Origin of the sequence: Tenacibaculum sp. M341 (genome assembly GCF_004337695.1) — a bacterium.
Taxonomy (GTDB): Bacteria; Bacteroidota; Bacteroidia; order Flavobacteriales; family Flavobacteriaceae; genus Polaribacter.
The window spans coordinates 222,809-247,715 of sequence record NZ_SJXJ01000010.1 but is presented as its reverse complement, the minus strand read 5'-3'; the positions used below and the strand labels follow the sequence as shown (position 1 = coordinate 247,715).

Genomic DNA, 24,907 nt, shown 5'->3' with positions numbered 1-24,907 from the left:
ACTATTTCTAATTCTATCATATCTTTGCTTAGTACTTGGTACATAGGGTTGTGTTTTTATGTTTCGCAACACAAATATCTACAACCCTTAATTTTTTCTCAAAAAAAGTCAAGATGACTTCTATAACAAAGAGAAAAGAAAAAAGCCTTGATATTAGTTTTAATGTTATAAAGTTTATAATTCTCTACATGAAATAGCTATTTGTTATACATTAAAAGTGATTACGATTAATCTAAAAGTTTTCTTTAATTTTATAACATATTAATTTTTATGATATGTATTTCCTCTATAAATATTGATGTGAAATACCCTTTATAATATTGTTGCATCTGTTTTGCGTTGTATTCAAAAGAGATCAACTAAAACCAAAACCAAATGAATAAATTCTTACTACTGTTAACGCTTACCGGAACTTTTCTTTTTGTGAACGCTCAAGACCAGAGAGTTCCTGTTGATACTACCATAGTTACCACTAATAGTGTAACTATAAAAGGACAAAAAGTAAATTACAAAGCACAAACAGGAACACAACCTGTTTTTGATGCAAACGGAAATGTAAAAGCTACATTATTTTACACCTATTATCAAAGAACTGGTGTTACCAATAGAACACAAAGACCTTTAATTATGTCTTTTAATGGCGGACCTGGTTCTGCTTCTGTATGGATGCACATAGCATATACAGGACCTAAAGTTTTGAAAATAGACGATGAAGGTAATCCAATTCAGCCTTACGGAATTAAAGACAACCCGTATTCTGTTTTAGATGTGGCTGATATTGTATTTATAAACCCTGTGAATACTGGATATTCAAGACCTGTGGTTAAAAAAGACGAAAAAGTAGATAAGAAATATTTCTTTGGAGTAAATGCAGATGCTAAATATTTAGCAGACTGGTTAAATACTTTTGTTACCAGAAATAATCGTTGGCAATCTCCTAAATACATTATTGGTGAAAGCTACGGAGGAACTCGCGTTATGCAATTAGCATACGAATTACAAAGCAGACAATGGATGTATTTAAACGGTGTTATTATGGTTTCTCCTGCCGATTATAAAATTATTCGTACAGAAAGTTCAGAAGACTATGCCATTAATTTTCCATATTTTACTGCTGCAGCATGGTATCATAAACAACTTCCTCATGCTTTGCAACAAAAAGATTTATTAGAAATTTTACCCGAATCTGAAAGTTTTTCAATTAACAAGCTATTACCTGCTTTAGCTAAAGGCGGTTATATTGGAGAAACTGAAAAGAATACTATTGCTGAAAAAATGGCTTATTATTCAGGAATAAAAAAAGAAGTTATCTTACAACATAACTTAGAACTTCCTAAAAGCTATTTCTGGAAAGAATTATTGAGAGACTCTAAAGGAAAAACCATCGGACGATTGGATAGTAGGTATTTAGGATTAGATAAAAGACAAACAGGTACAAGTCCTGAATATAACTCTGAACTAGTTTCTTGGTTACATTCTTTTACTCCTGCAATTAATTATTACACACAAAATGTTTTAAAGTTTAAAACAGATGTAAAATACAATATGTTTGGCCCTGTACATCCTTGGGATTTTTCTAATGATAACTCTAGAGAAAATCTTAGAAAAGCAATGGCTCAAAATCCTTATTTACATTTATTAGTGCAATCTGGATATTATGATGGAGCTACCACCTACTCTGCTGCAAAATATACAATGGGTAAAATTGATCCTAGTGGAAAATTAAAAACAAGAATGTCTTTTAAAGGCTACAGAAGTGGACATATGATGTATTTACGTAAAGTTGACTTAGAAAAAGCAAATGATGATTTACGTGATTTTATTAACAAAAGCTCTAAAAACATGGGAGCAGCTAAGCATTAACTATGAATTAAGTATGTGGTGATAAGTATTAAGTAGTTAGTATTTAGTTCTAATCCATACTTAATTCTTGATACTTGATACTTGATACTTGATACTTGATACTTGATACTTGATACTTGATACTTGATACTTGATACTTGATACTAAAAAATAAAACTTATGGTAGAAACATTTAAAGGCATAATAACATATTTAAAAAATCCAGATATTGAGGAAGATTACAATACTGATTTCAACTATCGTTTACGCATCTTTTTTCATTTTTTAGCCATCTGTATTGGAACTAGTTTATTGTTGACACCTATTTTTGGTTTAATAGAAGCTTCTGGATTGGTTAATATGGAAAAACACAAAGTAACAGAGCTTTTTAAACAATTTACCAATGGTACTATATTTTTAATTGTTGCTGTAATTGCTCCTCTTTTTGAAGAACTTATTTTTAGAGCTCCTTTAACACTATTTAAAAACCCAAAATCATTTAAGCTCATTTTTTACATATTTGCTATTGTATTTGGTTTGGTTCATCTTTCCAATTATAAGCTTACTACTAATATTATTTTATTAGCTCCTATATTAGTACTTCCTCAAATTATTTTAGGCGGATATTTAGGTTGTATTAGAATTAAATTTGGATTGCTTTGGAGTATTTTTTTACATGGAACTTACAATGCTTTCTTTGTTTTAATTAGTTTTGCTAGCGAATTAGTTTAATCACAAATTTTCAATGACAAATTACAAATTGAGTCATTGTTTTAAAATGGTATTATTACAATTATGACGAATGCTGAACTCAAGGAGTTTTTAGATGAAAAAGTAGAAAAATACGAAAACCTTGATTTTATTGATAGCGATCCTATTCAAATTCCGCATACATATTCTTTAAAAGAAGATGTTGAAATTGCAGGTTTCTTATCCTCAATTATTGCTTGGGGAAATCGTACGATGATTATTAAAAATGCGAACCGAATGATGGATTTAATGGGGAATTCTCCTTATGATTTTGTAATGAATCATTCTGAAGATGACTTAGGAAAATTTGAAGGTTTTGTGCATAGAACATTCAATGCTGATGATTTTAAATTCTTTGTACAATCGCTAAAAAACATCTACTTAAATCATAATGGATTAGAAGACGTTTTGAAACCTAAAGAAGATAATGATAACTATCAATTGGCAATTCACGATTTTAAACAAATTTTCTTTGAAATACCTCATTTACAAAGAACTCAAAAACACATTTCAGACCCTGTAAAAGGTTCAGCTGCCAAACGTATTAATATGTTTTTACGATGGATGGTAAGAGATGCTAAAAAAGGAGTAGATTTTGGTATTTGGAAATCTCACAACAGCTCAAAATTGCATTGTCCTTTAGATGTTCATACAGGAAATATTGCTAGAAAACTAACTATTTTAAAACGTAAGCAAAATGACTGGAAAGCAATACAAGAACTTGACAAAACATTGAGGAAATTTGATAAAAACGATCCTGTAAAGTATGATTTCGCTTTATTTGGATTGGGAGTTTTTGAAAAATTTTAATTCAATAACTTCTAAACGGTATAAAAAACAAAGCGCATAATTAAAATTATGCGCTTTGTTTTTTTATCTATCGTAATGTAAATTACTTTTTTCTCTTATTTAATGGAACTGGACGTTCTTGCTTTACTACAGGTACCCCATGTAAATCAAAATCACCTGCATCAAAAATTTCAACATCTATAAACTCACCAAGCTTAATATAATGCTCTTTTGCATCAACAATGACATCATTATCTACATCAGGTGAATCAAATTCAGTTCTTCCATAATAGAACTCTCCATCTTTTCTATCAAATAAGCAACGGTAAGTATTACCTATTTTTTCTTGATTTAGTTCCCATGAAATCTGACTCTGAACTTCCATAATTTCATTTACTCTTCTAAACTTCACATCCTCTGGCACATCATCTTCTAAAGCATAAGCACCAGTATTTTCTTCATGAGAATATTGAAAAGCTCCTAAACGCTCAAAACGCATCTCCTCTACCCAATCTTTTAATTCTTGGAAATGCTCTTCTGTTTCACCAGGGTATCCAACAATTAATGTAGTTCTTATAGCCATATTCGGTACATACTCTCTAAACTTTTTTATTAAGTTCGTAGTTTTTTCATGAGTTGTACCACGCTTCATCGATTTTAAAATCTCTGTATTGATATGCTGTAATGGTATATCTAAATAATTACACACCTTTGGTTCATCTCTCATTACATCTAGTACATCCATTGGAAACCCAGTTGGAAAAGCATAATGCAAACGAATCCATTCAATACCTTCTACTTTAACCAATTCTTTTAATAAATCGGCTAACGCTCTTTTTTTATAGATATCTAATCCGTAATACGTTAAATCTTGTGCTATTAGCATGATTTCTTTAATTCCATCAGCTGCTAATTTTTGTGCTTCGATCACTAAATTTTCAATTGGTGTAGACTTGTGTTTCCCTCTCATTAAAGGAATTGCACAAAACGAACAAGGACGATCACAACCTTCCGCAATTTTTAAATATGCATAATGTTTTGGTGTAGTTGTTAAACGCTCTCCAATTAATTCATGCTTATAATCAGCCTCTAAAACTTTTAGTAAATTCGGTAAATCATGTGTACCAAAATACTGATCAACATTTGTAATCTCAGCCTCTAAATCTGGTTTATAACGTTCACTTAAACAACCAGAAACATATACTTTATCAATTTCTCCTGCTTCTTTTCTTTGCGCATAATGAAGAATTGTATCAATACTTTCTTCTTTAGCTTTACCAATAAATCCACAGGTATTAATTACAACAATATTACCATCATCATTTTCATCTTCATGTACTACCTCTTTTCCATTGGCTTTTAATTGTCCCATTAACACTTCACTATCGTAAATATTTTTAGAACATCCTAAGGTAACTACATTAATTTTATTCTGTTTTGTTGTTTTAGTACGCATATATTATTAAAAATCAGTCTGCAAAAATACCTTTATTTCATTATAAATAAAAAATATTAACCGTAATATTAATGAACATTTTGCATTGCTGATTTAATTGGTTTATAAAGAAGGATTACCAATAATCCAAAAAACATGGTTATTGTACCAAAATTCGCGTATACAGATACATAACTATACAATTGCTGAAAATTTTCAGATTGATTTAGTACACTGTCATTTGAAATTCCTGTGATGAATTCTGATATTTTTCCGAAGAAACCTTTAGAAAAAACACTTACTTCTCCTTCTTTTACCGTTGTTAAACTTGCTATTTTTCCTGCAAAAAAATGTCCAAAGAAATTTGCTGATAACCAAACTCCCATAATAAAAGCGATATATTTTAAAGGGGATAATTCTGTCATTTTTGATAAACCAATAGGAGATAAAAATAATTCCCCAATCGTATACACAAGTGTTCCTATTATTAAAAAGAACATGGGAGTTTTAGCAAACTGATCGGCTTGATTGGCTGATAAACCAAAAATCACAAATCCTAACCCTAAAAACAATAAACCTAAACCAAATTTAATTACTGAATTTGGGTTTTTATTTCTTTTGGCTAAGAACGTCCATAATAGAGAAAAAGGAATTGCCAACATTATAATAAACCCTGAATTAATACTGTTGGTTTGAGCTGCATTTAATCCTATTAAATTTACACTTCTATCTGCAAACAAAGTAAGCGAGCTTCCTGCTTGTTCAAAAATAGCCGAAAACAAAGTATATAATACTGTAAAATACACTGCCACTAATAACTTTTTTCGTTCTGATGTACTTACTTTTTTAAGTACTGAAATTAAAAATAACACCATTAAAGTACTTACAACCCAAACAAGATAATGTTCAAACCTACAGAAGTAAACAATAGCTGCGAAAAAAGGTACTGCTAAAAAAGAACAAACTACTACCCAATTACCTGTTTTGAGTCCGATATATTTGTTATTGTATACTTTTTCATCTGGAATTAAACCATGATGCTCAAAAACATTGCTTTGTAAACCTCTATTAAATACTAAAAGTCCTAATAACATACCTAAACCAGCTACAATAAAACCATAATGCCATCCGTACATTTCAGCTAGCCAAGCACATAACAATGGTGCTACTGCTCCACCAATATTAATTCCCATATAAAAAATAGTAAATCCAGAATCTCTTCGTGTATCACCTTCTTTATAGAGTTTTCCTACTAAAGAAGAAATATTAGGTTTAAAAAAACCATTACCTACAATAATAAAAGCTAAAGAACCATAAAAGAAAATAGCATTTTCAAAAGTGAGCAAAAAATGACCTAAAGCCATTAACATACCTCCTAAAACAATTGCTTTTCTGTATCCTAAAATTTGATCTGCTAACATACCTCCTAAAAGTGGAGTTACATATACTAATGACATATAAGCTGCATAAATTCCAAAAGACATTTCATCGGAAAAAAGCAAATGCTTTGTCATATATAAAACTAACAAAGCTCTCATTCCATAAAAAGAAAAACGTTCCCATAATTCTGCAAAAAACAGATATAATAATCCTTTAGGATGCCCAAACGCATCCTTGTTTACTGTTTGTGTATTCATTTAAAATAGTTTTTGACGAATGTATTTTTCTCTCAAACTATTTTAAAGTGTTGTAGTAAATTGTAATAAAAAATAAAGGTTTGTGAGTTTTTGTGAGTCTATTAATCAACAGATTACTGTAAAACACAAACTATAACTCTTTCTTATACTCAGCTAGTAAAGCCTCATCTAAAACGATATGTTCAGGTAAAATTCGAAGTCTATATTTACTTTCTCCTATAAAAGTGATTAAATCTTTTCTTTCTAGTTTATTTTCTTCTTCTAAATTTAGAATCGTATTAATATTATCAATAATACGAGTTAAATACGTTTGACTTTTAATTTCTCCTCCTGAATTTACAATGATTGATTGTTCCTGTGGATTTAGATATTTTCTTTTGTAAGCAAAGTTTAAAAGGTTTTTATACTGTGTTGTTTTAGAACCAAAATCTATTTTTTCTTTAAGTATACCTTTAGAGGGAATTGTTAATTCAATTAAGGACCAATCTAAAAATTGAATTTTCATTTCATTAGATTTTGGAGTATTAGCTAATTGAATAACCCAACTTGTTGCTAGTACTAAAAAAATTGACACCAAAGATGTTTTAGTGATGATTCGTATTAGTTGATTATAAAAATCATTATTAAAAATGGTGAAAACATCTGATAACTGAGACAAAAACAACAAGAACACTACAATACAAGAAATTAGTGCTACTATTTTTAAATCTCTATACACAAATGTTTTATAAAATGACACTCCCATCAATAAACATAAAAAAGTAGTTAATAAAAAATCTGGTAGCGCAATAAACTTTACTCCATAAAAAGATTGATCTTTTATAAAAATTGAAAGTAACAAGGTTAAAGATGCTACTAAGACAATAATTGTAGCTATAATTTTTACGTTCTTTTCATTTCTATAGATAAACTTAGGAGCATCATACACATAATACAATGCTAATAACCAAAATAAATTATTAACCGTTGAAAGTATATTGACTCCAATTTGATATGCTAATGTGTTCTGAAAAAGATTAAAATTAGCTATTAATGCCCAGCTACCTGAACACACCCAAACTAACATTCCTAAACTAAAATACAGCAACCCCTTATCTACTCTTTTTATAGCATTTCCTTCTTCTAATACAGCTGAAAAACGTTTTCTTATGTTGTAATAAATCGCTAACAACAATAAAGCCCCTACTAAAGAAATAAAAATATGCGATAAATTATGAAACTGTGTTACTTCTGACATTAAACTATGTGTGATATATTTAGGAACAATAAAATTAATACAATTATTCCTACTACCTTAAAAATATATCCTACAATTACGTTTCTTAAGAAAGAATTTAACATAAACAAAGTTATTGTGTCTATGAATTAAAGACACCAATAATTTATAATAACTTATTTCCAAAAAGAAGTATTATATCAAAAATAAATTCTTTGATGGTAAATTAGAACGTTTTTTTCACTGAATTCAGGGGATTTTATTTTAGCGTACTTTCATAGGTTTGTGAAACTATTAATTTAAAAATTTATAACCATAATGGGACTAGCAGAAAGAAGAGTTATTAAAGCCTATCAAGAAGGAGAATATCAAAATTTTTTATCCGAAGTTAAAGATGTTATAGGAGACGAAATTGAATTTGATATTGATTGGGATAGTTTACCAAACGAAAAGTATACAAAATCTTTAGAACAAGGGCTTACAGAAATATATTTTAAACCTATTTTAAATTCATTTAAAGTTATCGCTGAAGATGAAATGGGAAAGGAAGCCATAAGAGAAAGTGTTAAAAAAATTGTTATTAAGGATGAAAATGATAATGCTTATGCAAGCAAAACATATAAGTTTAATGACGGGGTATTAATTGTAGACCATTGCAGCTACACTAATATTGGAAATACTGATGAAAGAACTAAACTTTTAACTAAATTATTAGAATCTAATTTATAATGTTTCTTAGTAATATCTTTAAAAAAGTTCCTGTTTATAATAAAGAGGAACTTTTACTTTATATACTAGAAAATACAATTGATATAATTCTTGATATTACAACAAACTCAGGGCGTACTTTTAAAGGTTATGTAATAAGTATTTCAGAAGTTGTAAATCAAGGAACAATTGTATTATTTCAGATCATTGAAAATAATAAAGCGAGCGGTAGTGTGTTGCAGATTAATACAGAAAATATAGAAAGTATTGTTTTTGCGAATACAGAAGGAGTCGATATCATTAATGTTTTATCTAAAGGAGCAATAGAAAAACCTAAAGAATACACGAGTTCAAGTAAATTAGATGTAAAGAGGAGATTTAAAAAATTCACTGAAGTTATTTTAGAACAGACAGGTGTTCAGCTAGAGGTATCTCAAATGGATTTACCAGATGATGCTAAACAATTAAATCGAATTTATCAAATAACAGAACAAATTCAAAAACTGATAATTTCTGTGTTGAGTGAACAAGATGCAAAAGAAAGTTGGGTGTCTAAATTTACTGAAGTTAAGTTTGTAGAACATGAATTTTTAAAAGTTATTTCTAATGATTCTATACTTGCTATTTATTTTCCATATACAAATTTAATGGCTCCAGAAATTAACAAAACCAACTTTAACTCACTAGTAATTAAAGTTTTGTAATTTTTATTTCATAAAAACTTACTTTGTTATCTTTTTCAAATACATGAGTACTCTAAAGAGTAACTAATTATAAAAGAATTAGTTGATTTTAAGTAGCAGAGTAAGTTCTTTATTTACTTCAATTAAATACGTATTACCTTCTACGTATTACCTTCATTAAAACTAAACTAATTTTATTTTTCATTACCCTGAAAACAGGGATGTGTAGTTTTTTAGCGATTGTATTTTTGTAGTATAATTTAAAATAATCTCTAAATAAAAATGAAAACAATTTGTTATTTATGTTTATTGTTTTTTGTAACAATAGGCTTAAGTCAGAATACACTTAATAGTGATGGATGGACTGTATTTGAATCTAAAAATGCATCTAAGATAATTTATATCAGTAGTACAGAAGGAGATGATACAAATGCTGAAATATATCTACCCGATGCTTTTGAAATAGGAAATAATCCTTTTTTACCTAACGGAAGTATCAAACCCTTTAAAACATTTGAGCAAGCTCGAAAGAAAATTAAAAATGAAGAAGCTACATGGGTATTATTTAAAAGAGGAGATGTATTTACCGAAGGTTTAACTTTCTTTGATGGAAAATCAGAAGATAAACCTTTTCTTTTTTCTTCTTATGGAATAAAAAATGAAATGCCTCTATTTATTAACGTAACTGGACTTAGAAATAATAGATTTGGTACATTAAAACATGCAGCTGTAATTGGATTATCTTTTTATGCAAAAACACGTAACCCTGATGATCCTGATTTTGAAGGTTTTCAAGAGAGCGGTCCTACGGGAGTTTCCTTATTGTGTTTAAGAGATAATGCAGAAATAAACAATATCTTAATTGAAGGTTGTACTTTTCGCTTTTTTAAAGGAGGAATCAATCTTCAAGGAGGAAATAATAAAATAAATAATCGAGTAACCGATGTCAGATTAAGAAGAAACTTAGTACTAGATAGTTACGCGAATAAAGGGCACGCCCAAGGAATGTTCTCTACACGTACAAGTTATATTGTGTTAGAAGAAAATATTTTTGATCATAATGGATGGTACAAACAATCCTATATAAGTTATAATGATCAGGCAGAAGGACAAGCTACTATTTTTAATCATAATACATATTTTGCAAATACACACCATATAACTTTTAAGAATAATTCTTTTTACAGACCTAGTAGCATTGGAACTAAATGGACAGCTAATAAAGGGGAAGCTAGTTCTTCTAATTTAACGTTAGTAAACAATCTCTTTCATGACTGTGAAGTAGGAATTTCATTAGGAGGTAATAAAACTGAAGCTCCTTATCGTTTTAAAGATGTAGTAGTACAAGGTAATGTATTTAATTCAGGAGGTCTTTCAAGGCAAACTAATAGAACATTAGCATGGAATATGGAAATAAATGATTGGGATAATGGAGCTTTTAGAGAAAATTATATTGTACATCAAGATAGTGATGAAATTAATAACGGAATAGGAATAAAGATAGATGGAGAAAATAGGAATCTTACTATTGAGAATAATGTACTTTATGGATTAAAAAAAACAAATCATTTAAGCGTAAGAAATTACGATTTTATGAGTACGATTATCAAAGGAAATGATTTTTCTACTGTAGATACTCGTTCTAAACATATAGATTTTGGTAATGAATTTCCTACTGGAAATATAGAATTTAAGGACAATAAATATTTAGGACAAACCCCAAATATAAGAATAGATAGAATAACAAAAACATTAGATGAATGGAGTAATATTAGTGCTGAAGATGTTTCTAAAAGTACTGAACAACCTAATTACAAAGACCCAACACGTAGTTTAGAAAGATATATTAAAGAAAAATTAAATTTAAATTCATTAGATGAATTTTACTCAGAATTAAGAAAACAAAACATTTTTAATTGGAGAAAAGCTTATACTACTCAAGCAATCAATTCATGGATTAAAGAAGGGTTTGAAAAAAATACGTCATTAAACGTTGGTAATTATAATTATACAAAAAAGAAAACTTTTTTAAAGTATAATCATGGAAATGGAGTATTTGAAATTACTTCAAATGTATCTGATAAAATTGCGTTAATAGAAATTTTAAGTATCAGTGGAATTGTTGTTAAAACGATTAAAAACGATATTAATTTTAATACAATTAGTGATTTATCTAGTGGACTGTATTTCTTTAAATTCAAAAAAGAAGATAATCAAGTATTAAGTATCGAAAGATATTTAAAAAATTAAACATTGTGTAAAATAAAAAAAAACCGATAAAACTTTTTGAAGTATTATCGGTTTTTCTTTTTAATATTAATATGAATAGATTATTCAGTAACTATATGTAATACATATTTAGGATTAATAAAATTAATACAATTATTCCTACTACCTTAAAAATATATCCTACAATTACGTTTTTCCAAAAGTCTTTTTCGTTGTATATGGTATTGAACTTTCTTTTACCCAAAAAGAACAAATATCTAATAATAGCTCCAAACCATTCAGAAGTTCCTAATGCATTGTCTACAAATCCTCTATTTTGCTTCTTATTCATAACCTTGTTTTATTTATTAGTAATCATAAATAAGTTTTTCGTTACAACAAAAACAATCTATTTTTAAACATTCTTTACTTGATTACAATAAATAGTATCTTGCACAAAAATTTTATCGTATGAAAAAAACAATAATATTTATTTTCTTTTTTTATTCCCTACTATCTTTTTCTCAAAACTATACAGCTTTAGATACAACAGATTATAAAATACGTAAAAAGCTTATTGAAGATATTGAATCCGAATTAGAAATATTCAACAAAGAATTAAAAAAATCATATAAAGGGAAAAAACGTAAAAAAATTATTCAGTCTTACACTGAACTTTACAATACATTCTTAAAAGATATAAAAAAGAAAAAACTAGTTTTTAATACTCATTTTACTAGTTATATCGATTCAATTACCCAAAGTTTAATCGACAATAATGATACTTTACTTAAAAACCGTAAACTTAGAGTTTATGTTACTAAAAATAATTCTCCTAATGCATTGAGTATGGGAAGAGGATTTGTATTACTAAATATGGGGCTCTTTAAATATTTAAAAAATGAAGATCAACTAGCAGCAGTATTAAGCCACGAAATAGCTCATCAAATATTAAATCACACTAAAAAAAATATCTTACATACTGTAAACCTAGAGACCTCTAAAGAAAAAAGAGAGCAGTCAAAAAAAATAAAAAAGAAAAAATACAATAAGCAATCTGAGGCTTTTAGTGCTTTAAAAGATATTTTATATAGCAATAAGAAGAAACACAGAATAGAAGAAATAGAGGCTGATTCTATTGGTTTTATTCTTTACAAAAACACCAACTATCAACCTAAAGAATTCGTTAATGCATTATCATTACTAGCTAAATTTGATTCTTTACCAAATATTAGCCTTAAAAAAGAAACCTACAAAAAATATTTTGACTTAAAAGAACAGCCATTCAAAGAAGAATGGATGAAAATTGAAGATTTTAACTCATACAATTACAATAACTTTAAAGAAAAAATAAATCAAGATTCTATAAAGTCACATCCAGAAATCTATGAAAGAATCACAAAAATAAAAAGCACATTTGCTAAAGAACTTTTAGAAGAAAAACCATTTATAAACAACTCAAAATACAAAGAATTACAAGGTATAGCTAGAAATGAAGATATTCCTAATTTAAGTTATTCTGAAGATTATGGTATTAGTATTTATTTAACTCTATTCAAGTTAGAAAAAAATCCAACTAATTTGTTTTTAAAAGAATGGTTAGGTATTAATTTTCAAAAATTATATGAAGCTAAGAAAAAGTATCAATTTAACAGACATGTTCATAGATTAGTACCTAACGAACAAAGTGAAAGCTACCAACAATTCATCAGTTTTCTATGGAACCTACGTCTTAATGAAATTAAAAATATTGCCAATTATTACTCAAAAACAAAAAAAGCAGAAGATTAAACTTCTGCTTTTTATATGAAATTATCTACTTTATCTAATAATTTAATCTTTCTAATCTGATTTGATCATAATCGGCATCTTTATTAAACTCTCTTAATAAAATATATCCCTCTTTAGCTATGTAAGGGTAAATAAAATGATCTTCAGAAGACATTGGTATTTGTTCATGATTCATTTTACCTTCTTTAATTGTTACAATACCTAACACCCAATTTTTTTCCTTCTTTTTACCCTCAACCTTTTTATTATCGCTATAAAAGAAAGCAACACCTTTACCATCTTCTATTTTTTGAGAGAATAAATAATCCGAACTATATCCTTTTGTTTTATCTTTTTCTATTACATCTACACTTTTCAAATTAAAATCTGCATCAAAATTAAACATTACAAAATCAGTTACATTAGCATCAAGTACTTTTACTATAAATAAATCAGTATTATCTCTCCACTTCTCAGTCAATATTGATATACTTCCATCTTTGAAAACAAAATATTTTTTAGTTCTTAGTCTATAGCCTCCTTTCATCTTTCCATTTTCTTTTATCTCCATAAACTCGTTAGCTTTATTCCAAGTAAAATATTTTTTAGAAAGCTCTTTTCCTTCTTTATCTAACTCTATTCTAAAAACGCCCAATGCTTTTTTATAATTATAACCAGACTTTTTATAAGCACTCATTTTACCAACGATAACAATTCTGTCTTCTAAAATCTCTAATCTATATACATGATTGTACTCTGATGATTTATTTTCTAATTCGTATAGGAATATTACTTCTCCTGTTTTAGGGTTTAATCTATGCAGCTTTTCAGATTTCGTTTTTGTATTAAAAGTCCAAAAAATAACATTTTCTTCATCGATTGCTTCAAAAGCATAGTTTAAAGAAGACCTGTCTGGATTATACTCATATTCCCACTTTAATTTTTTGTCTATTCCAAAAGCTTTTAAACTTTTCATATCTTTTAGATTTCCTCCAGCTTTACTTTTTATCTTTTCAAACATGAAAAAACCTTCACTAAAAACTAATGGATACTCGAATGTACTTTGTCTCTTTGCTAAACCTTTTATCTTTTTTACATCTCTTATTCCATCAGTAATTTCACCATCTTTATAATAAAAAGGATCAGACATTTCGTTTTTAGTCAAGTCTAATATCCTATGGGTCATAAATGTATACTTAGCGTTTAAGTAATTATAATGTACTTTACTTATAATTAAATTTGTTCCAGATTTTTCTGGACTCAAAAACCTTGTTTCAAAAAAATGTCTCTTGTAACGTACATCTACAAATTCTCCATTAGCTACTTTATTTAGGTTTTTATCTAGTAAAACATATTCATATTTTTCCTCAGTCTTACTAATATTATCTAATTTGTATATTGTAAAATATCCATAAATATCTCCATTTAATTCACTAATTGGTACAAACATTTCTAAACTACCAGATGCCAAATCAGACAAATCAGAAACCTGTGCTTTGAGTGTAAAAATTGAGGTAATAAGTATTGTTACTAATAAAAAAAGTTTTTTCATAATTCTATTTTTTAAATGAGTGACGCAAAAGTACTCTTTTAAAGCAGTTTAAAAATTATAATTGGGTAACTTTATACAAGTTATTTTCTAAAGAGATAAAGAACAAGTATATATTTTTAACTTAAAATTTTATTGACCAAGTCTTTTTTCTTCTCTTCATCATCACCAAATAACCATTGTAAAACATTGCATTGCCACATTTCATCTCTATCTTTTTCAGATATAATTTCTCTGTCAATTGCTAAATCTAAAATTTTACCTGGATAAGATGATTGTTTATCACTTTGCATTTCTCCTAATGGATATGGATCATCTAAACCAATCAGCACTTGACTTACTCCCTGATTTTTTATCAATAATTCTAAAGATCCAGTATCATGTACCAAAGTATCAAAGAAAATATTTTTATGTCCTACTGCTTTTCTTGGATGTTCTTTACCATCAAATAAATCAGGACGTCCATCAAACCCTTGAATTCTTCTCCCCAAGTTCATTTGTGCCAACTGACCTCCGTGTGCAAAACATACACGCATGTTTGGATATTTTTCATAATACCCATTTAACGTTAAAAAGTGATAAGCATCTGCACACTGAGCTAACATCCAAATTAAATGGAAACGCCAACTTGTATTTTCTAATTTTATGAATTTTTCTCCATCATATGGATGGATTTCTACAGCTAAATTATACTTATCTGCCAATTCAAAAATAGGTTCATTTTCTTCATCAAAAATACATCTCCATGTACCAATTGTGTCCATATAATGCGTTGGTAAACAAAGTAAATTCATTCCTAATTGCTCTACACAACGTTCTATTTCCCAACAAGCACCACGAACAAAACCAGGATGCACTACAAAACCACATGTAAATTTACTTGGATGATCTTGCTGAATTCTAGCATTAAAATCATTTTGAAAACGCAACGCTTGTTTCATTTCTTCTAAACGCAATCCGTTTCCGTATAATTGAGATAAATTTAAAACTACAGCATGATCAATTTTAAAATGCTCCATCCAAGCTAATTTTTCTTCTAAGAAAAAACTCGAATCTGTTACAGGACGACTCCAATCTTTCTGTAACATATATTTACGATCTTTATCTACCCAAAAAATTCCTTTGTCCTTCATGTATTGTGGAATTTCTTCTGGATACGGAAGTAAGTGTGAATGACCATTTATACGTAGTTTTCTATTGTTCATTTCTTATAGTTTTTCGAGGGGTAAAATAATCAATTTAATTCTTTTAAAAGTTCCTTTAAAGCTATTTTTCCTTCTTTCAAAAAAGGTAATAAAACCCAAATATGAGGCATTTGTTTTCCAACAATAGCTCTAAATGTTATACTACTTTCTTTTAACTTTTCTACTAAAATTTCTTGATCTGGATACATTATATCATTTTCACCTAAAAAAAGGAGGGTTTTAGGAAAACCATTAAAACTTCCATAGATAGGAGAAATTTTAAGATCAGTTAAATCCTTATTATTGGCACACATTTTTTTGGCACTTAAAATTCCTTTTTTTGACAACATAGGGTCTTTTTTATCAAACTCCATAATTCTAGGATTAGATAAAGTAGCATCCATTACTGGTGAAATTGCAATAATTTTTGAAGGTATTTCTTTTTGATTTTTTATCAATCTCTGTACCAAAGCAAAACTTAAAGTTCCTCCAACAGAATCACCCAACAACACAATGTTTTCAGGTTGATAGCTTTCTAGTGCCTTCTTATAAACAGCATCTATATTATTAGAAATGACATCTATTTGAGATTCTGGTGCTTTTGGATAATCACATAACCAAATAGTATACACTGTATGTTTATGTAGTTTTCTTATAGTATTCCAATGATGTTCTGCTGGTCCAGATATAAAAGCTCCTCCATGGATAAAAAGAATCAATTTATTCGTGCCTTCTTTTGATAAAACTTCTGTAACTGTAGTATCTAAAACAGTAAATCTTTTTTGCTTTTTAAAAAAACTGCTTTTGGGTATTTTAACATCTTCCTTTCGTATCTTTTTATAATCTACAGGATCTGTACTAAACATCTTCTTTATTCCTTTTAATTTTAGAACAAATGATACTAAATGATAAGACAAGCTTTTTTTCATTAATGTACGCTAAAATAGTTTTGTTTTAAATATTTGAAAGTCTTATTTCTTTACTGGAGCTTCCATCACAGTACCACAATTACTACATGTACACTTTTCTTTATCTGAGTAATATGTATCAAAAATCTTTGGCATATCTGTTTCAATATTATCTAAAGCAAATTCTTCTCTGTATAAAGGTGTTCCACAATTTTCACAATACCATTCTAAAGCGTCCATCATACCTTCAGAACGAGGATATTCTATTACCAAACCTACTGTATTCTCTTTGCGTTGAGGTGAGTGTGGTACTTTTGCTGGTAATAAATAAATATCTCCTTCATTAATTTCTACATCAATCATCTCTCCTTTATCATCAATAATTTTTAATACCATATCTCCTTCTACTTGATAAAAGAATTCTGGAGTTTCATTATAATGATAATCTTTTCTGCTATTAGGACCACCAACAACCATTACTATGTATTCACCGTTATCCCAAACTTGCTTATTACCTACAGGAGGTTTTAACAAATGACGGTGTTCATCAATCCACTTTTTAAAGTTTAAAGGCTGTACTAAATTCATAATATTTTCTATTAAATTCTAAAATTAAAGAAAAAGAATGAAGTACAACTATTGCTCATTAATTAAATATTGAATAGTTTTTTACTGATTTTCTATTAAAAAAAATTGACTTAAACTAAACAAAAACAAACAAACATCTAAAAACCAGTAGTTTAAATATTTTCATTTATTAACTTTGTAAAACAAACGGTCTTAACCTCCGTTATTATAAAATCAAAATTATAATCTAAAAAACCCTAAAAATGTTTACAAACAAATTAACCTTTTCAATTTGTGTTGATGTATTGTTATCAACACTCGCTTGGTTACATACCAAAACACACTATTTGATAGCTAACAAAAACTACAGTACTAGCTAATCAAACAATTATTGGCTTTTAGTAGAAACTCATAATTACTTTCTAACGAGTAAAAAGTAACAGGCATTTCTGTACTGTAGATAGCTTTTGAGTTATCTAAAAAACTCTATGTTAGAATTTTATTTATGATGAAATCAACTAAGAGCTACAAAAAAATCAAATAATTGAGTTTACTATAAATTTTCTGACCAACTGTTTATAGTAATTGGATGAAATACTCGTGTTTCTGATTGTTTATACCCTAAAAAGATCAGTAAAATAGGACTGAAACTCAACAGCAATACAATGTATTTAAACCTACTCTGATTTGATTTGATTTACTAAAAAAACTAATAAATAATCCTTTAAACTTTTAATAAACTATTGAAAGACGGTCATACTATTCTGTAAAAAATAATATACAAACTTCAAATATATGTGGTCTTTCAATTAGTAAAAATTAAAACAATTACTAAAATGAAAAATCTTAAAATACTTTTACTTTTTGTACTATGCTTAAGCATACAAATCACTGCTCAAAATGATTGGGACAATATATCGATACCTGCTAATGCTGGTGATGGAAAAACATGGGAGATAGTTGAATCACTCTCTGATGATTTTAACTATTCTAATTCTTTTTCAGCTGGGGAATTTGCTAATAGATCGAACTTCGGTCCTCAAAATCAATGGTATAATTTTTATCATAATCAATGGGATGGTCCAGGATATACCTATTGGGATACTTCTAATGTAGCTGTAGATGGTACTAACTTGGTAATAACCGTTGGACAAACACCAGAAACAACCAAAGGAGGTGCATATGGTGTTGCTTCAGGCTGTGTTACTTCAAATGCAAAAGTTACATACCCTGTATATGTTGAATCTTCAATTAGTGTTGCCAATATATCATTAGCTTCATGTTTTTGGTTATTAAGTCCTGATGATACTGAAGAAATTGACATTATTGAAAATTATGGTGGTGTTGATTTCTTTAAAAATTTCACACACATTAGCCATCATTCGTTTGTTAGAAATCCTTTTACAGATTATCAACCTAGAGACTGGAATAGCTGGTATCCTATTGATGAAATCACACAAGCTGGTGGATGGGGAGAATACTGCTGGAATGGTGGTAATAGACGTTACATGCGAATGGGAGTAAATTGGATAGGTCCGAAGCACTGGGAATATTATATTGATGGAAACTTAGTACGTGTTATGTACTACAATGCCATGGCTACTAAAATAGGTGATAAATGGGAATACACCTATTACAAGGCTGTTCAACAAAATGCCAATGGCTACTATTTTCCTACCAATAGACCTGATGGATATTCAGATGTAACAATTCACACTACAACTAACAATTACAGTTTAAGTACGCTGCAAAATACTAGTAATGCTTCAAAAGGTTTTAGTGTAATTGATCCGGGATGGTTTCAAGGTGGAGATGATAATGATGTAGATCAAAATGGAGTTACTGTTGAACCTGCAGGTTTTACAAAAGAATTAGACATTATAATTAATATGGAATCTCAAGGTTGGTTATTAAATAGTACACCTTCTGTAGCCGATTTAAATGATCCATCAAAGAATAAAATGTTGGTAGATTGGGTAAGAGTATACACACCTATTACCAACTCTTCAAATAATGCCTCTGTAAGTTGCAATAATTTACCAAGTACAATAACTGCTGAAAAGAATTACACGTTTGATGTTTCTTATGAAGCTGATACTACTAGAGATATTGTGATTGAATTTTGGGAATCTGGAGTGTGGAAAACCAATGGAGTTACTACTGTAAATGCAGGGTCTAGTACAGCTACTGTTTCTGTTAACTTAGAACAAGCTCCGGCAGCAGGAAGTACTATTTTATTAAAAACAAGCATTAGACCAGTTGGAGGAAACTTTACCACTTCTATTGATAATTGTGAAACCACACCTCAACTATTAACTAGCGACAATACTTTCTTTATAATCAACAAACAGACAAATGGTAAAATAAGCGCAAATGGTACTACTGTATTCTCTGAATTACAAATGGTTGCCAATAGTAGTAACTCAAATAGTGCAAAATGGACTATGATTGATGCTGGTAATGGTTACTTTTTTCTTAAAAATGTAGCCACTAATTTATTCTTCCGCCCGTTAAATAATTCCAATTCAAGTATTATTCAACAAGTACCTAATACCTTTAAGGGAAATTTCACTCAATGGAAAAAAGTACCTAGCGCTAATGGTTATTTCTATTTACAAAATAGACAAACTGGAATGTACTTTAGACCAACTACAAATGCAATTTCTAGTAGCCTAGAACAACGCCCTACCAATTGGTCTGGAAATTATACTCAATGGATTTTTAAAGATGCCGTTACAGGAAATGCTTTCAATAAAACTGTAACAGTTAAACAAAAAATCCAAGAAATTCCTAAACAACAAAAATTCTCTGTTTTCCCTAATCCTTCAAACGGATTACTTACCATAACTGGTTTGAAAAATACCAATGAAGTATTTAAGGTTGTAAATCTTTTAGGAGCAACTGTCAAAGAAATAAACACTGAAATTCAAAATGGAAAAACAACCATAAATCTAAACAATTTGGAAACTGGTTCTTATTTCCTTCTTAGTAAAAACCAAAAACTATCGAAACGAATTATTATTAACAAATAAAACCTTAACCAAATGAAAAGATTAACCTCCTTATCTATTTTAATTACGCTTTTAGTAATAACACAAGTAATTGCTCAACCTACTCCTCCGTCAGGAAAAAAGTGGCAAAAAATTGAGAACATGTCTGACGAATTTAATGGCTCGTCACTAGATTTTAGTAAATGGGACAATCAATCTCCACAGTGGGCAGGAAGAGTACCTGGCTTATTTACTAAAAATGCAGTTACTATTGCTGATGGTAATTTAAGGCTTACCGCTGGCTTATTGCCTAGTCCACAAGGAAATTACACACACCAAGGTGCGTTAGTTAGAAGTAAAAACAAAACTACTTATGGCTATTTTGAAACAAAAATGAAAGCTAATAAAACGTTTATGTCTTCTACTTTTTGGCTTATCAACAAACGTAGTGATAACTCAGGTTGTGATGCAAGAGTTACCGAATTAGACATTACTGAAACTGTTGGAACCAATACTGGTGGTGCTAATTGGATTAACAACACTATTAAACAAATGAATTCTAACACTCATAGTAGAAATACATCTTGTAATAATACTCCTATAGGTTCAAAAGGCAATAAAGCAGCATTGGGTAGAAATAGTTACGAAGGATATCATATTTATGGTGTTTGGTGGAAAAGTGCAACTGAGTTACTTTTTTATTTAGATAACAAATTTGTGTACAGCATTACTCCTCCAGCTAACTTTAATATAGATATGTATTTACGCATGGTTGTGGAAACTTATGATTGGAATCCTCCTAAAGCTGGTAGTGATGGTATTAACGGTTCTTTTGAAGATAGAACGACCTATTATGATTGGACTAGATCATGGAAGTTAGTGGACGATACTAGTAATAATGATAGTTTTTACATAGTTAATAAAGAAACTGGTGGTAAAATTAGTGCGAATGGTACTGCTCTTTTTTCTGGACTTAAAATGGAAAATGCTAACACAACTTCTAATGCTGTAAAATGGACAATGATTAATTCTGGAAACGGATATTTCCATCTTAAAAATGTAGCTACTAATTTATTTTTCCGTCCATTTAATGATACTAATCCTAGTGTTATACAACAAGTACCTAATACATATTTGGGGTATTATACACAGTGGAAAAAAGTTCCTAGTTCTAATGGATACTTTTACTTACAAAACAGAAAAACAGGAATGTATTTTCGTCCTGTAAAGTATGCTTTGCCAAGTAACTTAGAGCAGCGCCCTACTACCTGGTCAGGTAATTACACCCAATGGATTTTTAAAGATGTGAATACAACAAACGCTTTAAAGCAGGAAGTAACCTCTAAACAAACGTTGACAACTTTAAAAACCGCTCCACAAGAAGAATTCATTTCTGTATATCCAAATCCATCAAATGGTATTCTTACTATCTCTGGATTAGATAACAAAAAACAAGTATTTAACATTGTAAATATTTTAGGTGCTACTGTACAAAAAGTAACTACAGAAGTTCTAAACGGAAAAGTAATTTTAGACTTGAAACAACTAGAATCTGGTACTTATTTTATATCATCTGAAGATAAAAAAATATCAAAACAGATCATCATTAATAAATAAGAAGTTCTCATCATATCATAAATGAAAAGCAGCGTCAAAAAAACGCTGCTTTTTTTATGGTATAACTTCTTTTAATATGATATCACAATTATTGAAAACACCAATGCTTCTCTATGAATATTTAATAATCATAATTAACTTGTATATTTAAGCATTATTTAAATTACAACAAACCAAACCAGTATAACATTTTTATACCGCATCAAATGAAGAAAAAAATATTAATTACTATTTCATTCCTTTTATTGTTAGCTGTTATTGCTTTCTTCTGGGTTAAGAATAGTAATAATTTTAAGCAAGAAGGAAAATTTGAAATTACTGTAAACGATCGTCCAATAAAAATAATTAGAGATACATATGGAGTTCCGTACGTAATTGCAGAAAATAAGGCAGATGTGTTAAGAGGTCAAGGCTTTGTAATTGCTCAAGACAGACTTTTTCAAATAGAATTTTATAGAGCTATTATACAAGGTAAAGCAGCAGAATTAATAGGACCTGTAATGTTAAACTCAGATATTAAAGTTAGAGTTTTAGATATTTATGGAAATGCAAAAAGAAGTTATCAATACTTAAATGCAGAAACAAAAGAGGCTTTAACTTGGTACTGTGAAGGATTTAATGAATACTTAAGAGTTGGTAAAGATGAGTATCCGCTTGAAGTAGGTTTATTAAACATTACTCCAAAAAAGTTAGAACCAATAGATATTTTATCTGTAGTACATTTTGTGGGATTATTTCAAGCACAAAATATGGATGATGAAATTATTAGTCATAATTTATCTTCTCTTTTTGAAAATGCTTCAGAATTATTACCGCTTTCAATTAATTTAGATAGAACGAAACCTTTAAAATTAGATTCTATTAAAAGGGTAACACCAGTTGCTGCTGAAAAGAATGTAGCATATCAAAAACTTCCGTTACCAATGATTCCTTATCCTAAATTAGGTTCTAATAACTGGATTATTTCTAGCGAAAAATCAACATCAGGAAAACCGATTTTAGCTAACGACCCACATGTAGATTCACGAATTCTTCCCGGACTTTTTTATCCTATCGGATTAATTTGTCCTGAATTTAAAGCTGTAGGAATTGCTACTCCTGGTATACCTGGTTTACTTTCTGGTAGAAATGAATTTGTATCATTTGGTGTTACCAATGCTTATGGTGATAGTCAAGATTTATTTATAGAAGAAATTGACGGTGACTCTTATATTGAGGAAGGAAAAAAAACACCTTTTACAGTTCGTAAAGAAACTATCAATATAAAAGATACTACTGCTCTTGAATTAACAATTAGATCTACCTCAAGAGGTCCCATCGTTTCTGATTTTCCAATATTTAATATACTTACCAATGATGTGATCAGTCAAAGATGGTCGTTGGCAGAAACCAAAAGTAGTACTATAGGGCAAATTGGAATGTTAGAAGCTAAAAATGTTACTGATTTTAGAAAAGCTTTGAGTGGTATGGATAATATGTTTTACAATTATGTTTTTGCTGATGTAGACGGAAATATTGCCCATCAATCAACCGGATTAGTACCTATCAGAAAAAATGCGAATGGAAATTATCCACAACCAACTAAAGATGGTGATAATTGGATGGGATTTATTCCTAAAGAAGAACTACCTCATACTATTAATCCTGAAAAAGGTTGGCTTGGAACTGCAAATCATGATACAAGACCAGATGATTATCCTTATTTTTATTCAAATCACTTTTCACCATTCTACAGGTATGAAAGATTAATAGAATTATTTTCTTCAAATAAGAAATATAATGCTGATGAATTATGGAAACTATTATTTGATGTAAAAAATTTACAAGCAAAAAAGTTAAACCCATTATTTGTAGCTGCTCTTAGTAAAAATGAAAAAACTAAAAAGTTAGCTGATATTTTGAGTTCATGGAATCTTAAAGAAGACATAGATGAGGTTGGCGCAAGTGTATACACAATGCTATACAATGAACTTGGCTATCTTATTTTAGATGATGAATTACCTGATGAGGTTGAAGAAATGTATTGGGACAATCTTTATTACTGGAATCAAAGAATTGATCAAATGATACTTACCAATCATCGCTTCATTGACAATATTAAAACTCCAGAGAAAGAAACATTGGCTGATTTAATTATAGCTGCAGGAATGACTACTGATAAAATTTTAACTGAAAGATTTGGAGCAGATACTAAAAACTGGACTTGGGGTAAACTGCATACTGTAAATTTTGTAAGCCCGTTAAGAACCAAAGGTTTTGGAAAAGAACTTTTAGGAGGCGAATTGTTACCCAAAGCAGGTTCTAACCAAACAATTAATAGAGGTGGTTTTGTAAAAAACAAAGAACACACTTATGAAACTTCTTGGTTCAGTTCTTTTAGAATGATTGCTGATATGAATGACAATGAAAAAATTATGGGAATCATAGCTGGAGGAAACTCTGCTAGAGTATTTCATCCATATTATAAATCACAATTAAAAAAATGGGATAAAGGCGATTGGATTCCTTATTGGATTTCAAAAGATAAAGTTTTAGAAAATGCTAAATTCGAACTTACACTTGAATAATTTAAAGTTTAGCAACTTTTAAGAAAGTAAAAACTTATTTCCTTAATATTATAAAATAACCTAGAATTTACAGTGTAATTCTAGGTTTTTTAGTTTAATTTTTAGTAACAACATAGTTAACAACTACCCGTTGATTTTTTTTCTTCATCAAAATACATTTCAATATTAAAAAAATCTTCTGTTCCAAATACATTTAAACAAGGTGCGTACCATTTGTATTGTTTACCGTTTTCACATCCTACTGAATAACAAAAAACACCCCATCGGTATTCTTTTAAATGATTAAAATTACATACCCATTTAATAGTTAGTTTTGTTTTTCTACAAGAATATGGAATTCCCCATCTTTTACAAGTTCCCAAATAAGAAACTCTTGTTTGTAACATTCTTTTCTTGGCATAATAGTTAGTTTTTGAGTTTTCAAAACTAAGTTTGATACTATTGTAAACACCAAGTGTTTTACTTTAAAAAGGAAGAGGAAAAACCT

General features: G+C 29.1%; 19 protein-coding genes. 10 read left to right on the top strand and 9 right to left on the bottom strand.

Features of this window, described 5'->3' with window-relative positions; genetic code table 11:
- Positions 1 to 375 precede the first annotated feature (375 nt).
- From EYW44_RS13740 to EYW44_RS13730, 3 genes are all read left to right on the top strand, one after another.
- Positions 376 to 1,863, top strand: a complete 1,488-nt coding sequence (locus tag EYW44_RS13740; RefSeq protein WP_132724240.1) for a S10 family peptidase — start codon at positions 376 to 378, stop codon at positions 1,861 to 1,863.
- Between the two features lie 159 nt (positions 1,864 to 2,022).
- Positions 2,023 to 2,574 (top strand): CPBP family intramembrane glutamic endopeptidase, encoded by a 552-nt coding sequence (locus EYW44_RS13735; protein ID WP_132724239.1) that lies wholly within the window; start codon positions 2,023 to 2,025, stop codon positions 2,572 to 2,574.
- Positions 2,575 to 2,637: 63 nt separating this feature from the next.
- Complete coding sequence (locus EYW44_RS13730; protein WP_132724238.1) at positions 2,638 to 3,402, top strand: TIGR02757 family protein; 765 nt, start codon at positions 2,638 to 2,640, stop codon at positions 3,400 to 3,402.
- An 82-nt stretch (positions 3,403 to 3,484) separates the two neighbouring features.
- Here the strand turns inward: EYW44_RS13730 and rimO are convergent, their stop codons facing one another.
- The 3 genes from rimO to EYW44_RS13715 form a co-directional block, all read right to left on the bottom strand.
- Complete coding sequence (gene rimO / locus EYW44_RS13725) at positions 3,485 to 4,837, bottom strand: 30S ribosomal protein S12 methylthiotransferase RimO (protein ID WP_132724237.1); 1,353 nt, start codon at positions 4,835 to 4,837, stop codon at positions 3,485 to 3,487.
- Positions 4,838 to 4,905: 68 nt separating this feature from the next.
- Positions 4,906 to 6,453: a peptide MFS transporter gene (locus EYW44_RS13720; RefSeq protein ID WP_132724236.1), complete on the bottom strand. Its 1,548-nt coding sequence runs from the start codon at positions 6,451 to 6,453 to the stop codon at positions 4,906 to 4,908.
- Positions 6,454 to 6,583: 130 nt separating this feature from the next.
- Positions 6,584 to 7,690, bottom strand: coding sequence for a hypothetical protein (locus EYW44_RS13715; protein ID WP_132724235.1), 1,107 nt, complete (start codon positions 7,688 to 7,690; stop codon positions 6,584 to 6,586).
- A 297-nt stretch (positions 7,691 to 7,987) separates the two neighbouring features.
- On the opposite strand from EYW44_RS13715, the gene EYW44_RS13710 reads away from it, so the two are divergent.
- The 3 genes from EYW44_RS13710 (at position 7,988) to EYW44_RS13700 (ending at position 11,310) form a co-directional block, all read left to right on the top strand.
- Positions 7,988 to 8,398, top strand: a complete 411-nt coding sequence (locus tag EYW44_RS13710) for a hypothetical protein (RefSeq protein ID WP_132724234.1) — start codon at positions 7,988 to 7,990, stop codon at positions 8,396 to 8,398.
- The gene (locus EYW44_RS13705) at positions 8,398 to 9,081 is read left to right on the top strand and encodes a hypothetical protein (protein ID WP_132724233.1); all 684 of its coding nucleotides are present in this window, start codon (positions 8,398 to 8,400) and stop codon (positions 9,079 to 9,081) included. The genes EYW44_RS13710 and EYW44_RS13705 overlap by 1 nt, the downstream gene beginning before the upstream one ends.
- Before the next feature lie 261 nt (positions 9,082 to 9,342).
- Positions 9,343 to 11,310, top strand: coding sequence for a T9SS type A sorting domain-containing protein (locus EYW44_RS13700; RefSeq protein WP_132724232.1), 1,968 nt, complete (start codon positions 9,343 to 9,345; stop codon positions 11,308 to 11,310).
- Positions 11,311 to 11,401: 91 nt separating this feature from the next.
- Here the strand turns inward: EYW44_RS13700 and EYW44_RS13695 are convergent, their stop codons facing one another.
- Complete coding sequence (locus tag EYW44_RS13695) at positions 11,402 to 11,620, bottom strand: hypothetical protein (protein ID WP_132724231.1); 219 nt, start codon at positions 11,618 to 11,620, stop codon at positions 11,402 to 11,404.
- A 119-nt stretch (positions 11,621 to 11,739) separates the two neighbouring features.
- Between EYW44_RS13695 and EYW44_RS13690 the strand changes: the two genes are divergently transcribed.
- Positions 11,740 to 13,059, top strand: coding sequence for a M48 family metallopeptidase (locus EYW44_RS13690; RefSeq protein WP_132724230.1), 1,320 nt, complete (start codon positions 11,740 to 11,742; stop codon positions 13,057 to 13,059).
- 34 nt (positions 13,060 to 13,093) lie between these two features.
- Here EYW44_RS13690 and EYW44_RS13685 read toward each other — a convergent pair whose 3' ends face one another.
- From EYW44_RS13685 to EYW44_RS13670, 4 genes are all read right to left on the bottom strand, one after another.
- Complete coding sequence (locus EYW44_RS13685) at positions 13,094 to 14,590, bottom strand: DUF6770 family protein (protein WP_132724229.1); 1,497 nt, start codon at positions 14,588 to 14,590, stop codon at positions 13,094 to 13,096.
- 116 nt (positions 14,591 to 14,706) lie between these two features.
- Entirely contained in the window at positions 14,707 to 15,792 is a 1,086-nt protein-coding gene (locus tag EYW44_RS13680; protein ID WP_132724228.1) for an amidohydrolase family protein, read from the bottom strand.
- Between the two features lie 29 nt (positions 15,793 to 15,821).
- Entirely contained in the window at positions 15,822 to 16,700 is an 879-nt protein-coding gene (locus tag EYW44_RS13675; protein WP_132724227.1) for an alpha/beta hydrolase fold domain-containing protein, read from the bottom strand.
- A 42-nt stretch (positions 16,701 to 16,742) separates the two neighbouring features.
- Positions 16,743 to 17,270 (bottom strand): 3-hydroxyanthranilate 3,4-dioxygenase, encoded by a 528-nt coding sequence (locus EYW44_RS13670; protein ID WP_132724226.1) that lies wholly within the window; start codon positions 17,268 to 17,270, stop codon positions 16,743 to 16,745.
- A gap of 812 nt (positions 17,271 to 18,082) precedes the next feature.
- Between EYW44_RS13670 and EYW44_RS13665 the strand changes: the two genes are divergently transcribed.
- The 3 genes from EYW44_RS13665 to EYW44_RS13655 all read left to right on the top strand — a co-directional run bounded on the left by EYW44_RS13665 (position 18,083) and on the right by EYW44_RS13655 (position 24,420).
- Positions 18,083 to 20,278, top strand: a complete 2,196-nt coding sequence (locus EYW44_RS13665; RefSeq protein WP_132724225.1) for a T9SS type A sorting domain-containing protein — start codon at positions 18,083 to 18,085, stop codon at positions 20,276 to 20,278.
- Between the two features lie 12 nt (positions 20,279 to 20,290).
- Entirely contained in the window at positions 20,291 to 21,853 is a 1,563-nt protein-coding gene (locus EYW44_RS13660) for a family 16 glycosylhydrolase (RefSeq protein ID WP_132724224.1), read from the top strand.
- A 206-nt stretch (positions 21,854 to 22,059) separates the two neighbouring features.
- Positions 22,060 to 24,420 (top strand): penicillin acylase family protein, encoded by a 2,361-nt coding sequence (locus tag EYW44_RS13655; RefSeq protein ID WP_132724223.1) that lies wholly within the window; start codon positions 22,060 to 22,062, stop codon positions 24,418 to 24,420.
- A 116-nt stretch (positions 24,421 to 24,536) separates the two neighbouring features.
- Here the strand turns inward: EYW44_RS13655 and EYW44_RS13650 are convergent, their stop codons facing one another.
- A complete protein-coding gene (locus EYW44_RS13650; protein ID WP_132724222.1) occupies positions 24,537 to 24,806 on the bottom strand; it encodes a hypothetical protein in 270 nt (89 codons plus the stop codon).
- Positions 24,807 to 24,907 lie beyond the last annotated feature (101 nt).

Excerpts from the sequence above, each read along its gene's own strand:
- EYW44_RS13740 (WP_132724240.1), top strand. The coding sequence starts at position 376 with ATGAATAAATTCTTACTACTGTTAACGCTTACCGGAACTTTTCTTTTT.
- EYW44_RS13735 (WP_132724239.1), top strand. The coding sequence starts at position 2,023 with ATGGTAGAAACATTTAAAGGCATAATAACATATTTAAAAAATCCAGAT.
- EYW44_RS13730 (WP_132724238.1), top strand. The coding sequence starts at position 2,638 with ATGACGAATGCTGAACTCAAGGAGTTTTTAGATGAAAAAGTAGAAAAA.
- rimO (WP_132724237.1), bottom strand. The coding sequence starts at position 4,837 with ATGCGTACTAAAACAACAAAACAGAATAAAATTAATGTAGTTACCTTA.
- EYW44_RS13720 (WP_132724236.1), bottom strand. The coding sequence starts at position 6,453 with ATGAATACACAAACAGTAAACAAGGATGCGTTTGGGCATCCTAAAGGA.
- EYW44_RS13715 (WP_132724235.1), bottom strand. The coding sequence starts at position 7,690 with ATGTCAGAAGTAACACAGTTTCATAATTTATCGCATATTTTTATTTCT.
- EYW44_RS13710 (WP_132724234.1), top strand. The coding sequence starts at position 7,988 with ATGGGACTAGCAGAAAGAAGAGTTATTAAAGCCTATCAAGAAGGAGAA.
- EYW44_RS13705 (WP_132724233.1), top strand. The coding sequence starts at position 8,398 with ATGTTTCTTAGTAATATCTTTAAAAAAGTTCCTGTTTATAATAAAGAG.
- EYW44_RS13700 (WP_132724232.1), top strand. The coding sequence starts at position 9,343 with ATGAAAACAATTTGTTATTTATGTTTATTGTTTTTTGTAACAATAGGC.
- EYW44_RS13695 (WP_132724231.1), bottom strand. The coding sequence starts at position 11,620 with ATGAATAAGAAGCAAAATAGAGGATTTGTAGACAATGCATTAGGAACT.
- EYW44_RS13690 (WP_132724230.1), top strand. The coding sequence starts at position 11,740 with ATGAAAAAAACAATAATATTTATTTTCTTTTTTTATTCCCTACTATCT.
- EYW44_RS13685 (WP_132724229.1), bottom strand. The coding sequence starts at position 14,590 with ATGAAAAAACTTTTTTTATTAGTAACAATACTTATTACCTCAATTTTT.
- EYW44_RS13680 (WP_132724228.1), bottom strand. The coding sequence starts at position 15,792 with ATGAACAATAGAAAACTACGTATAAATGGTCATTCACACTTACTTCCG.
- EYW44_RS13675 (WP_132724227.1), bottom strand. The coding sequence starts at position 16,700 with ATGAAAAAAAGCTTGTCTTATCATTTAGTATCATTTGTTCTAAAATTA.
- EYW44_RS13665 (WP_132724225.1), top strand. The coding sequence starts at position 18,083 with ATGAAAAATCTTAAAATACTTTTACTTTTTGTACTATGCTTAAGCATA.
- EYW44_RS13660 (WP_132724224.1), top strand. The coding sequence starts at position 20,291 with ATGAAAAGATTAACCTCCTTATCTATTTTAATTACGCTTTTAGTAATA.
- EYW44_RS13655 (WP_132724223.1), top strand. The coding sequence starts at position 22,060 with ATGAAGAAAAAAATATTAATTACTATTTCATTCCTTTTATTGTTAGCT.
- EYW44_RS13650 (WP_132724222.1), bottom strand. The coding sequence starts at position 24,806 with ATGTTACAAACAAGAGTTTCTTATTTGGGAACTTGTAAAAGATGGGGA.